This window comes from Paenibacillus naphthalenovorans, from assembly GCF_900099895.1.
Lineage (GTDB): Bacteria > Bacillota > Bacilli > Paenibacillales > NBRC-103111 > Paenibacillus_G > Paenibacillus_G naphthalenovorans.
Genome location: NZ_FNDY01000006.1, coordinates 62,816 through 75,564, shown reverse-complemented (window position 1 = coordinate 75,564; position 12,749 = coordinate 62,816). Strand labels below are relative to the sequence as shown.

Sequence of the window (12,749 nt, the reverse complement as noted above, 5' to 3'; positions counted from 1 at the left end):
TCCCGCATTCAAACGTGTGCGTATTTATGGATTATAGTGAAGGTTTGTAAGCGGAATATCATCTCAATTTTAAGAAAAAGTAAACAGATTCTGAAATATTTCAGCCCGCAAAAAAGCCACAATGCGAGGGTTGTCGCATTGTGACTCAGGACAAGTCGTAGCGAAGCCGTAACGATTTCGGCCAAAGTAATCGGTTTCATTTTTTGCGCGTCATCCAACTCTTCCCGGCCTATTTTTACCCGGATGCGTTCTCGTCTTCCAACGCCTGGTCGGCCGCTTTCCACGCATTGAAAATATGCTCTTCCGCTTTTTTCTGGGCCGTTGTTCCATCCCGCTGCAGAATGGCCGAGGCGATGAGCCGATGCTCGTTCAACGTGCTGTACTTGCGTGTGCTGTTTTTGGTCCAAGCCGTCGACCTGATCAAAGTAATCGGATTTTGTAAGCTCTCCAGCATTTTTCTCAGCACTTCGTTTTTGGATATGTAATAAATTTTAGAATGGAATTCGTTGTTGATTTCGGCAATCACTTTATAATTGGTCAGCTCTTTTTCCTTTTCAAAAACAACCTCCATTTCATTTAAAAACGAGTGAAAGTCCGCCAGCTCCTCCTCGGTTGCATTCTCGGCGGCAAGTTTGGCGGCTAAGCCCTCCATAACCGCTCTCGTTTGATAGAAATCGAGTATATTTTTCCTGGACAGTTTGGTTACGAAAATTCTCCGATGAGGCAGCGTTTCCACTAATCCTTCCGATTCCAGCTTGTTCAGGGCATCGCGAATCGGGGTGCGGCTCACCTCCAAATCCTGCGCAAGATTGGTTTCGATCAATCGTTCTCCCGGCCGGTACACCCCGGCTAAAATGTTATTTTTCAGCTGCTCGTATACAACTTCCCTGATCGTTTTAGGCCGAATCATATCTTTTTGTTCTCTCCCTTTTATCTAAACAAGCTTATTAATGGAATCATAACAATAAGTAGAACGACAATCAATAACGTCAGGGAAAATCTTACATTTCGCTTCTGCTTCATCGCCGCCCTGTTCCTTGATCGGTTTTAGGGCAAATTTCATCCTCTCCAAGCTTTTTTAATCATTCTCATGACGAACGGCATGGCCAGTATGCATAAAATCAGAATGAACAACGTCAGTGAAACAGGACGTGTAACGAAAACATCCAGGCTTCCATGCGAAGAAAGCAGGGACTGCCGCAAGGTATTCTCCGCCATGGGCCCCAGGACTAAAGCCAGGACGGCTGCTGCGGGGGAAAATCCGTTCCGCTTCATAAAGTATCCAATGATTCCGCAGATCAACATAATCCAGGTTTCCACGATACTTGCATGAAGAGTGTAGGTGCCCAGCACGCAAAGGACAACGACCATAGGAAGCAGCAAACGGTAAGGAACCTGCATGACCTTTACAAATAGCGGGATGGCGACAATATTCACCAACAGCAGTACGACATTGCCCAAATACATGCTGGATACCAAGCCCCAGACAAAATCGGGATTGCTGTCCATCAACAGCGGCCCGGGCTGCAGCCCCCACATCATGAACGCGCCAAGGAGAACCGCAGTGGAACCCGAACCGGGAATCCCAAGGGTCAGCAAAGGCACCATCGCTCCCGCCGAGGCCGCATTGTTGGCCGCTTCCGGACCGACCAGGCCCGGCATGGCGCCCTTCCCGAATTTTTCCGGGGTCCTGGAAAGTTTCTTTTCCATAGAGTAAGACATCAGAGATGCAATCGTAGCCCCCGCACCCGGCAGCACTCCGACAAAAAATCCTAACAGCGACCCGCGGATAAAGGTATATTTGCTTTCCAGATAATCTTTCGCATTGGGCCAGAAGTTTTTCTTAAAGGAAAAAACAATCATTTCTTTCTTTCCTTCCCGATGGGCTCCTTCATGGACGGAACTTAGAAGTTCCCCGATACCGAAAAGGCCGATGGCCACGGGAATAAAGTCGATGCCATTGATCAGTTCGGCCGATCCGAAGGTAAATCTTTGTTGACCCGATACGACGTCAACGCCTACCATGGAAATGGCGAAACCGAACAAAGCCGAAATGATGCCGTTAATCTTGTTGTCTCCCATCATAAAAGTCAACATCAGCAGACCCATCAACATCAGCATGAAATATTCCGACGGGCCGAATGATACGGCAACATCGGCCAGAAAAGGGGCCATGGAGGAAATCAGGATGACCCCGAGTGTACCGCCTATAAACGAAGCCACCGCCTGCATGACAAGCGCGGGGCCCGCCCGACCTTGTTTGGCGAGCGGATACCCATCTAATGTACTTGCGACGGTTGCCGATTCCCCGGGCGTATTAATCAGAATAGAAGTAATCGTGCCTCCATACATGGAACCGTAGTATATCCCGGCAAGCATAATGATTGCCGTTGTGGGATTCAATGAAAATGTCAGCGGCAAAAGGATGGCGATTCCGGCTGATGGACCGAATCCGGGGATGATCCCTACAATCATGCCGATAAACGCCCCTATGGTTACAAATAATAAATTGGTAGGAGTGACTGCTATTGAAAAACCCAATAGCAAATGATCCCAAAATTCCATACTGCTCGCCTCCCACAGCTTTTACATAAATCCCAGTATTCCCTTTGGCAGCCCCGCATTCAGCCAAAGCTCAAACATAGCAAAGACTAACGCCGGAATCGTGATGCTGATGACCGCATTCTGCACATATCGTTTGCGGTTGAAACGAAACAGAATGAAATAAATGTACAATGCCATTGCGGGTACGGCCCCGATATAAGTCATGAGCAGAACAAGCAGAAATGTAAGAAGAATCACCCACCCTATATCGCCGGCATACCCCTCGCTGCCTTCGTCCGATCGTCTGTTCCGCCAATCGTTCATCACCCGAATGCCTGTAAATATGAGAAGCAAAAGACCAATCGTGATGGGAAACAGACCGGGACCCGGCTTGCCGGAGCTTGTGAAAAATTCGAATTCAAGGCTTAACAGAAAAAATACCCAAGTGAACAAAAAGAGAAATGCGGAAAATCCCAGTTTCATCATGCCCACTATTTTATCGCTCCCGTCTCTTTAAGAAGTGTCTTAAAGGTGTTGGTTGTCTCTTCAAGATATTGGGCAAAATCGTCCCCAAATCGTATATCTTCCGTCAAGCTGTTATCACTGATGTACTTTTTCCATTCCGGTGTTTCCGCGACTTTTTTCATCGTCTCAATCCACCAGTTCTGAACGTCATCTGAAACGCCGCCTGCCAAAACAATTCCGCGCGGCATAGGCAGGTTCACGTTGTAGCCGAGTTCCTTGAAGGTGGGGACGTCCGATAAGGACTGTATCCTGCTATTACCAGAAAATGCAAGCGGTTTCATTTTTTCGGCTTTAATTTGCCCCAATACTTCCGATGGATTTGCCATCATGGCATCGATGCTTTTTGAAAGCAGGCCCGAAGTACTTTCTCCTGCAGATTGGAACGGCACATACTCAAAATCGAATCCGGCTTCTTTCGCCAGCATGCGGGGGATAATGTAATCCACATTCACCGCTCCCAACCCTCCGATACTCATTTTTTTGCCGCTTTTTGCGGTTTGGATGAAATCGTCCAGCGTATTGTACGGAGAGTCGCCGTTTACAATAAACACCATGTCGTCCGTTGCCATCAATGCGACCGGGGTAAAAGATTTGTAGTCAAAGCCCGTATTGGAAAGCAGCGGTGTTGTGATAAAGCTTCCGCTGGTGGAACTGATTTGATAAGGATCCCCTTTGTGGCTGTTCAGATACCCCCAACCCGTGGCCCCGCTGCCGCCCTGACGATTTTCAGCCACAATCGGCGGTGTATACAGTTTGTTTTTTTTCAAAATATCGATAATGGTTCTGGACATGATATCGTTTCCTCCGCCGGGTCCGAAGGCGATCGTCCAGTCAAGCGGCTTTTCCGGATATTTGAATTCCGTTTTCGATTGCGTTTGTGTATTCTCTGAAGCGCCGTTGGCGGGTTGGCCGTTCCCTCCGCCCGCTCCCCCGCAGGCGCTTAATGAAAAAGCCGTCAGAGCAGCCAACATCATTTTCCATACTCCACTTTTCATAATAAACTCTCCCTTTCAAAGCAGATAAAAGGTGGCGGTCGCCATGGCGACCAGTTTTCCGTCCTGATTCGTCATTCTCGATTCCATCTGGACGATTTTCTTCCCTTTCTTCAAAAAAGCGGCTGTGCATGTAACGATTCCACCATGGACACCGCTCAGATACTGGGTTTTCATTTCGAGAGTAACCGCCGAACCAAGAAATTTTTTGCACAAATGTCCCATAGACACGTCGAGGATGAAGGAAATAACCCCGCCATGCAAAGTCCCCTGCGGATTGAACATGTAATTTTCGACAGGGGCTTCCACGATGCAAACTTCATCCCCGTACTTGAATTTCAAATCAAAAAAACGCGCCAGAAAAAACGTTTCAAAATCATTTGCCTGGGTGGCCATGGCTTCTTCAAATTTGATCCTAGCCTGTTCCATATTTATACCTTCTTCTCTAGGAATACTTGAAGTCCGGTTTACGTTTCTCCAAAAAAGCCCTGACTCCTTCTTGATAGTCTTCCGTGCTGAAGGAATCCTGCCGGAGTCTTTTCGTCTCCTCCGTATCTTCCGCCACGCCTCTCATAATTTCCGAAATGATATATTTCATGCTGCGTACCGTAAATTGCGCATTTTGGCACAATAGTTCCGCAAATTCGTAAGTTTTGCTTACGATTTCTTCCGGGGAATAGACTTCGTCGATCAGGCCGATTCGGAATGCGCGCTGCACATCGATAATTTTGCCGGATAAAAGAATATACTTTGCGTTGGCCGGACCGACCAGATCAACCAATTGTTTGGTCGCGTTAAGGCTGTATACCAGTCCCAATTTGGCGGGGGTGATCCCAAAACGGCCGGTCGTATCGGAAAAACGGAAATCGCATGCCAACGCCAACTCGCACCCTCCTCCGATACAAGGTCCCTGAATCATCGCAATCGTCGGCTTTTTAAAGTGGGCTAATCTTCTTTCCGCTTTATGACAAGCATCGTTGTAAATTTTCGCCCCTTCCGGAGTCGATCTTAATGTTTTGAATTCGCTGATATCAGCCCCGGCGGCAAACGCCATTTCATCCGCCCCGCGCAAAACGAGCACCTTGATCCCCCTGTCCTGCTCGGCATCTTCCAACAGGGAAGGAATCGTTTTCCACATTTCGTGGGTCAAAGCATTCCTTTTTTCCGGCTGATTAAAATAAATCGTGGCAACTTCACCTTTTTTCTCAAGATAAACATGATTCGTAGACATCAGATGATCATCCTTTCCGGATATTTATTGTATACCACATTTTCATTATACAGCTCCTTGATTTCCTCTTCCTGCAATCCCAGCTCATTCAATACCTCGTTCGTATGCTGCCCAAGCCACGGCGCAGGCGTTCGGATCGAAAGCGGCGTCCCGGAGTATTTGACGGGGAACCCTATGGTTTTCATATCCCCCAGGATGGGATGATGAATTTCCAGAACCATGTCCCTGGCCAAAATGTGCGGATCGTTTAACGCTTGTTCGTAAGTGTAGACCGGTCCTCCCGGTACGCCGGATTCATCCAATTTTTCCACCCAATGCGAGGTCGGTTGCTCTTTCAATATTTCTTCTATCATGCTCTCCAGCAAGTCGATATTTTTCATTCTTGTCTGTAAATCGATGAACCGCGGATCGCCGACCCACTCCGGTTTTCCTAAAACCTTATTGCATAAGTTGGTCCAAAGCTTATCGTTTCCGGCTCCAATCGTGACATACCCGTCTTTCGTTTTGTAGGCTTGATAAGGAGTGGACCGTCTATGACGCGCTCCGGTTGCAGCCGGAATTTCCCCGGCCCCAAAGTAAGCCGCTGATTCCCAGAACGTCCATGCCAACGCGGCATCGACCAGGGACGTTTCCAGATACTGCCCTTCCCCGGTTTTAAGCTTATGGATATAGGCGCCCAAAATTCCATAGGCCGCCGTTATGCCGGCAGAGATATCATTAATGGCAATCCCGACTTTCACGGGACGTCCGCCGGGCTCGCCGGTCATTCTCATCAGCCCCGTAACGCCTTGGGCAACGATATCAAAACCTCCTTTCTGGCTGTATGGCCCCGTTTGCCCATACCCGGATATGGAGCAATAGATCACCCCCGGATTAACCGCTTTCACCGCATTGTAATCAATGCCCATTTTCGTTTTGACGTCAGGACGAAAATTTTCGATTACCACATCCGCCTTTTCAGCCAGCTGCATAAAAATGTGTTTCCCTTTTTCATTTTTCAAATCGAGCGCGATGCTTCTTTTGTTTCGGTTAGGCATAGCAAAGCAGTAGCCTTCGCCATTTTTAAAAGGCCCGACTCTCCTCGAATCGTCGCCGCCCGGGAATCGTTCCACTTTGGTCACTTCCGCCCCAAGATCGGCCAAAATCAACGTACAGTAAGGACCTGCCAAAAATTGGGTCAAATCCAACACTTTCATTCCATGCAAAGGCAGCATCAAAATCACCTCTCCTCAAAATGTTAAAAAATTCTTTTTGTATACAGTATTCCGTATCCAAAAAAAATATACTTCTGACTCACAGGTCAAAAGTATATTTTGCAATAAAATAAATTGATTAAATTGATAAAAAAGGCTGCATCCAACAATTAATACTGTATTCAGTTTTTATTATGATGGTAAGACCAATAAAACGAGGCTTGGATAAGGCATCCCGTTAACCGTCCCACTTCCTCCAGTTCCCTATTTGTACGGTTAACGGGATGCCCGTTCCTATTCCCAAATCCAATTGCCCAGTTCATCGAATTGAAGAAACTTGGGCTCATGATTTAACTCGATATGTGGCTGATTTTTGATCTCCTCATAAATGGCTTCGGTTACCCACAGATGTTCGATATGAAGGGTATTCCGGATTACCATCATACGCAGCTTGGCCGCATCATCGACCCGCAGCATTTGTAATGCCCCGTCAACAAGCGCCCGGTCATCGGCAAATGTCATCGGAACAGCCGCCCGAATCACGAAACCGCTTGTTGCGCAATTCAAATAAGTAGCCGTTTTATCCATTTCCTTCACCAGCGCTTCCGTTGTCAAATCGGCAAGCCCAATCCCCGTGGCATTGCCGTGGGACGGTTCGGATAAACGGAGTACTCCGATATAGGTGAAGTAAGGTTTTTGCGGTTCCGGTACGCCCTGAATACGAAGCCGGCCGATGATGTTCGTATCCATCCCGGTACCGCTGAAATTTTTCCCCATTTCTCCGACAATAAGCAAATCTGCCTGATCGGCAGGGAGGCTTGGCATAAAGCTTTTCGCTTGTGCCAAAAGAACCTTCTCCCTTTCAAAGATCCGGTCATAAGGTATGCCTTCCACGATTGCCGTTTGCTCTTTCGCATTCTCTACGACGCCAATCCCGCCGATGATCGGGGCATGCTCCAATATGCGTCCGCCGATCAAAGGAATCATATCGGCCAGGTGACCGGCGCCAAGGCTGTGGAACATGTCGGCTCCCTTCGCCCGTCCCATGCCAACCGTCATCATCTTTAACAAACCGCTTTCGTAGTCACCCCGAAACGAGGTATGCGGTTTGATCCGATTCACGACCACAACCCCGTCCGCCTCGAACGCTTCTTTCGCACAATAAACCGGAATTTGCCGTCCAAACGCTTCAAACTCGTCGATCAACTGCACATCCCTGGAGCAGGAAACCCGACAGCCCAGAGCCTCTTCTTTAATTCCCATGCTGTCCAATACTTCTTTTTGCCCCTCGGCTTCCCCGCGCCCGTGGCTGCCCATGGCCGAAAAGACAAATGGGAGATATCCTTTGGACTGAAGTACGCTCACTACCTTCCGCAAAATGTCTGCATAATTGGCAATCCCGCGGCTTCCGGCCGTTACCGCGATCGACGCTCCCGGCTTCAAACGCCGGGAACGGTCGTTTTGCAGTATGTTTTCTACGGCCTGCTCTATCGATTGTGAAATATCGCCGACAACCGGAGTCTGGGAATGAACCTGAATCGGATAAAGTTTAATTGAAGCTGCTTTAATCGACATGCTTTTCTCCTCCTAATATCGTTAGCCTACATTTCAATATCCGACGATAGTGCTTCTTTTTTCTTCTTGAACCCGGCCAGAATACTAAGGATCATAATCACGATGGAAAGAATCAGCAGGGTGCCGGAAAGAGGTCTCGTAAACAAGGCGAAAAAGTCTCCTTTATAGATCGTCAGCGACTGCATCAATGCATCTTCCATAAGTTTCCCCAAAACGAACGTCAGTACGATAGGCGCCAACGGGATATCGACTTTTTTGAAGATGTAGCCTACGATGCCAAAGGCCACCATGACACCCACATCAAACAAACTGTTGCTGACGCTGTATGCCCCTACGGCCGCCACCGCCAAAATGATCGGGAACAGCAGCTTGAACGGTATCATCGTAATTTTGGCCCAAAATCCGGCCATCGGCAGGTTCATGATCAAAAGTATGAAATTTCCGATAAACATGCTGGCAATAACCGCCCATACGAAGTCCGGATTTTTCTGGAAAAGCTGCGGTCCCGGTGTCAGACCATGCATGATAAACGCTCCAAGGAGTACGGCAATCACCGGGGAACTCGGAATCCCCAAGGTAAAGAGGGGAATCAGGGCCCCTCCGCAATACGAGTTGTTCGCCGTTTCCGGACCGGCCACACCTTCGATCGCCCCTTTCCCGAAGCGGCTCGGATCTTTTGCCAGCTTCTGTTCAAGGGAATACGACAAGATCGCCGGAATCACCGAATTCGTCCCCGGGAGCAAACCGATGATGAAGCCAAGTCCGCTTCCACGCAAAATGGCGGCTATCGTCGGCTTCCATTCTTCCCGCCTCGGCAGAAGCCCTTTGACCTTCGGCGGTTTTTCCGCCTTCAAATTTTTTTCCGCGCTGATCAAAATTTCAGAGATCCCAAACAGCCCCATGGCTAAAGGCACAAAATCAAAGCCGTTCATCAATTCCATTCGATCAAAGGAAAAGCGAACGACACCCGTTACCGGATCCAATCCGATCAGGGCAAGATTTAACCCGATGACTGCGGCAATCATGCCGCGGATGACCGATTTGCCCATCAGGCCGATGACCATGGTCATTCCGAGTATCATTAAGGCGAAAAATTCCGGCGGACCGAACTGCAGCGCCAGCCGGGCAATGGGCGGTCCAATGAGCGCGAGACCGATGATGGACAGCGTCCCCCCGATGAAGGAGCCGATTCCGGCCACACCCAAGGCGGTTCCCGCCCTGCCTTGCTTGGCCAACGGATGGCCGTCAAGGCATGTAATGACGGAGGCGGCTTCCCCCGGCGTGTTGATCAATACGGATGTAATCGTCCCGCCATACATCGCCCCGTAATAAATCCCGGACAACATAATAATCGCGGAAATCGGCTCCATGCCAAACGTCAGCGGCAAAAGGACAGCGGTCCCGGTGGTCGGGCCCAGGCCCGGCAGGACACCGACAAGCATCCCGATCGTAACGCCGATGAAACAATACAATAAATTCCACCAACTGAAAGCTGTTTCAAATCCCGAAAGCAAATATTCCATCGCGGCTTCCCCCTTTATAACCCGAATACATTTTCAGGCAGGGGAACGTTTAATAACGATTGGAAGACATAAAAGATCGCCAATGTTACCGCCACCGAAATGCCTAATCCCCAATACCACTTATATTCCCTGAAAAACAATATGAACAGCATGACAATGCTCGCGATGGTATAGCCTGTGTAGGGTATTATAATCAGAAACACGATGAAGGCCGCAAATATCGAAGCCACTTTCCTTAATCCCGCACCTTTAGGAAAAATGTCACTTAATTTGATCCTTTCTTTTCGAATCGATTCCACAATATACAACAAGGAAAGAAGGATTAAAAATCCGCTCAGCCAAAGGGGCAATAATCCGGGACCCGGTCCATAATTGCTGTAATAGTCATAGGATAATGACTGCCAAAAGAGGGTGCCGGCAATAATGAGAATGACCAAACCGACCCAAACGCCTGCATTTTTCAATTCTCTCACGTCCTTTGTCTCCTTTGATTTGGCCAGCGAGGATTGACCTGACAGTGACACTATCGTTCCAACTGAAGGGGGATTACCATCCAAGTAAATCTCTTAATGCAAGCACATCCTGCTCATCTTTTTCCAACAGATCCATATAATCTTTTCCGTCTTTATAGTCCACTTGAAGGCCGGATTGGCCTTGCTTATCGATCTGTTCCTGATTTTTGATGCCTTTTTCCAATGCCGCACGTAAAATTTCCAGCTTATGCGGATCGATGTCCTTCGGAGCGGCAATTCCCCGGGCGGAACCGGAAATAATCCCGCTGAATCCGCTTTCCTCCAATGTCGGAATATCGGACAAGAAGGGGGAACGTTTTTCGGCCATCACGGCCACGACCTTGATCTCGCCGCTGTTATGAAGCGACGTGACTTCCCCGACATTCGCGAATAAAACATCCACATGACCGCCGATCACTCCGGTCTGGCTTTCTGCGGCTCCTTTGGTATGCACGGCCGTGAATTTGGTGCCCAAGGCCTTATTCATTTTCAATATGGCATAATGATCATCGCTACCCACTCCGGTAGAAGTGGCGGTTAATTCATTATTCCTGGCGTATTCAATTAAACCTTTGATATCCGTAAAACGGTTCTCATCTCTGCGGATGGCGATGGCCCCAGGATCCGTAACATGGTTAGCGATCGGGGCGAAGCTTTTCAGATTCTCCTTGCGTTTTTGCTTTGGATCCAGGTAACCCGTCATCAGGTTTGGGGTATTAATATACCCGATGGTATAGCCGTCCGGCTTGGCATTCGCCAGCTCCGTCCAACCGATCCAACCGCCGCCGCCGGGCTTATTTATGATATTGATCGGCACGCCGAGCTCTTTTTCCACGTAAGGCATAAGCATGCGCGCTCCGACGTCCGTACCGCCGCCGGCCGCATAAGCAATGATCAGATTGATCGGCTTATCCGGCCATTTTTCCTTTTGCGGTTCCGGATCCGGGGATGAACCTTGGACGGAAGATGATTGGCTTCCGCCTCCGCCACAAGATGTAAGCGCTAACGTTAAAATGACCGCCAAAGACAGGTTAATCCATTTTTTCACAGCCATTCACCCTGCTTTCCTAATTTTAAAATTAAGTCATTCTGGTAATGCAAAACTGCTCATCATGCCCCAAAATTTCCGCCTTGACCATTTTTCCGGAGGCCACCTCGAGAATTTCGCGGTAAATTTCTTCTCCCATTTGCTGCAGCGTCTTTTTGCCAAGCAATACTTCACCCGCGTTGATATCTATATTTTCTTTCATCTTTTCATAGGTTTTGGGGTTGCCTGTAATTTTCAGTACGGGAACGCCCGGAAATCCCGTCGGCGTCCCTCTGCCGGTCGGGAATACAATCATCTGCGCTCCCGCCGCTACCTGCCCGGTGCTGACCTCCCCGTCGTGCCCGGGAGAATCCATCAGCAAAAGCCCCTTCACTTTCGGCGTTTCGGCATACTGAATCGTACCGCTAAACGGGGCATTCCCGGACTTTTTCATACTGCCCAATGATTTTTCCACGACACTGGACAATCCTCCGTCATAATTTCCTGTCGAAATAAGATGAGTCCTCTTCACATTGCTGGACTCGCGAGTCTGCCGCTCAAGCTTTTTTTCCGTACGGGAGACGATCTCCTTGATCTCCTGCGCTACTTGCTCATTCACGGCTCTTCTCGCCAAAATATGCTCTGTACCGAGAAGCTCGGTAATTTCAGCAAGAATAGAGGAGCCTCCTTGGGATACCAGCATATCGGAGGCAATGCCTAATGCAGGATTTGCGACCAATCCCGATGTCATATCAGACCCCCCGCAATTCAGACCGATCATCAAATGACTGACATCCGCTTCCTCCCTCTGCTGTCTGGAGGCCATTTGCTGCATTTTCCTGGCGTATTTAACGCCCTTCTGGATCGCTGCCAGAGAGTCTCCTTCCTTTTGGATGACCACGGTCTCCAACATCTTTTGTGCCGGGGCTATCCCCTCCGCCAACTCGTAGGGACTAAAACGTTCGCAACCCAAACCCACTACAACGACGCCGGAAAAATTAGGATTTCTTCCAATTTGAATCAATGTTCTTGCGGTAATCTCCAAATCCTCGCCAACCTGGCTGCAGCCGACGGGATGACGAAAGTAAACGCTTCCAGGCACCTGATAGGCAATCCTTTCAGCCACTTTCGCGGAGCAGAAGACAGATGGGATGATCGCAATCAAGTTGCGAACCCCTACGGACCCGTCTTTTCTCCAATACCCCATAAACTTATCGGCCATGCTTCATTCCCCTTTCGCAATACATATTGTGGCTGTGTATCCAACCGCCTTTTGGAACCGGAACTTTCATTTTCCCGATTTCCTCGCCGTACTTATAAACGCTTTCGTCCCGGCCAATGGGCTGCAAAGCGATTTTGTGACCAAAGGGGATATCCTCAAGAACAACAATCGATTCCTCCCGGTTCTCTTTTCTGACTATGCAAAGATCTCCTTTGCTCAAATCCGTCAAAGCAACAGCTGTGTTGTCTTTCGGGTCTATGACAAGCGCTGCTTTCTCTTCATGGCTTGCGGCAAGCTTTACATCGTCCATACGCCTACTCCTATCTGAATAATTTATGATGGTCCGACCTATGAATGAACAAAAGAATGACATGTGGGATTAAATCCAATTCAATGGTATTATAT

General features: G+C 48.7%; 13 protein-coding genes. All 13 read right to left on the bottom strand.

From position 1 onward, the window contains the following. Positions 1 to 235: 235 nt before the first annotated feature. Positions 236 to 910, bottom strand: a complete 675-nt coding sequence (locus tag BLT35_RS08165; RefSeq protein ID WP_062409118.1) for a GntR family transcriptional regulator — start codon at positions 908 to 910, stop codon at positions 236 to 238. A 149-nt stretch (positions 911 to 1,059) separates the two neighbouring features. After that, on the bottom strand, positions 1,060 to 2,565 hold the full coding sequence (locus tag BLT35_RS08160) for a tripartite tricarboxylate transporter permease (RefSeq protein ID WP_062409119.1): 1,506 nt from the start codon (positions 2,563 to 2,565) through the stop codon (positions 1,060 to 1,062). A 21-nt stretch (positions 2,566 to 2,586) separates the two neighbouring features. Then, a complete protein-coding gene (locus tag BLT35_RS08155; RefSeq protein ID WP_249929589.1) occupies positions 2,587 to 3,030 on the bottom strand; it encodes a tripartite tricarboxylate transporter TctB family protein in 444 nt (147 codons plus the stop codon). A 5-nt stretch (positions 3,031 to 3,035) separates the two neighbouring features. After that, positions 3,036 to 4,064, bottom strand: coding sequence for a tripartite tricarboxylate transporter substrate binding protein (locus BLT35_RS08150; protein WP_074727505.1), 1,029 nt, complete (start codon positions 4,062 to 4,064; stop codon positions 3,036 to 3,038). Positions 4,065 to 4,079: 15 nt separating this feature from the next. After that, entirely contained in the window at positions 4,080 to 4,490 is a 411-nt protein-coding gene (locus BLT35_RS08145) for a PaaI family thioesterase (protein WP_074727504.1), read from the bottom strand. Between the two features lie 16 nt (positions 4,491 to 4,506). Further along, positions 4,507 to 5,292: an enoyl-CoA hydratase-related protein gene (locus BLT35_RS08140; protein WP_074727503.1), complete on the bottom strand. Its 786-nt coding sequence runs from the start codon at positions 5,290 to 5,292 to the stop codon at positions 4,507 to 4,509. After that, positions 5,292 to 6,506, bottom strand: coding sequence for a CaiB/BaiF CoA transferase family protein (locus BLT35_RS08135; RefSeq protein WP_062409124.1), 1,215 nt, complete (start codon positions 6,504 to 6,506; stop codon positions 5,292 to 5,294). The genes BLT35_RS08140 and BLT35_RS08135 overlap by 1 nt, the downstream gene beginning before the upstream one ends. A 273-nt stretch (positions 6,507 to 6,779) precedes the next feature. Further along, positions 6,780 to 8,060 carry a nickel pincer cofactor-dependent isomerase, group 22 gene (locus BLT35_RS08130; protein ID WP_074727502.1) on the bottom strand — a complete coding sequence of 427 codons (1,281 nt, stop codon included), beginning with the start codon at positions 8,058 to 8,060 and terminating at the stop codon, positions 6,780 to 6,782. A 26-nt stretch (positions 8,061 to 8,086) separates the two neighbouring features. After that, positions 8,087 to 9,583, bottom strand: a complete 1,497-nt coding sequence (locus BLT35_RS08125; RefSeq protein WP_062409126.1) for a tripartite tricarboxylate transporter permease — start codon at positions 9,581 to 9,583, stop codon at positions 8,087 to 8,089. 14 nt (positions 9,584 to 9,597) lie between these two features. Continuing rightward, positions 9,598 to 10,056, bottom strand: a complete 459-nt coding sequence (locus BLT35_RS08120; RefSeq protein WP_062409127.1) for a tripartite tricarboxylate transporter TctB family protein — start codon at positions 10,054 to 10,056, stop codon at positions 9,598 to 9,600. Positions 10,057 to 10,129: 73 nt separating this feature from the next. After that, on the bottom strand, positions 10,130 to 11,143 hold the full coding sequence (locus BLT35_RS08115; RefSeq protein WP_160327380.1) for a tripartite tricarboxylate transporter substrate binding protein: 1,014 nt from the start codon (positions 11,141 to 11,143) through the stop codon (positions 10,130 to 10,132). 31 nt (positions 11,144 to 11,174) lie between these two features. Beyond that, complete coding sequence (locus BLT35_RS08110; RefSeq protein WP_074727501.1) at positions 11,175 to 12,344, bottom strand: UxaA family hydrolase; 1,170 nt, start codon at positions 12,342 to 12,344, stop codon at positions 11,175 to 11,177. Next, positions 12,334 to 12,654, bottom strand: a complete 321-nt coding sequence (locus BLT35_RS08105) for a UxaA family hydrolase (protein WP_054818812.1) — start codon at positions 12,652 to 12,654, stop codon at positions 12,334 to 12,336. Before BLT35_RS08105 ends, BLT35_RS08110 begins: the two co-directional genes overlap by 11 nt. Positions 12,655 to 12,749 lie beyond the last annotated feature (95 nt).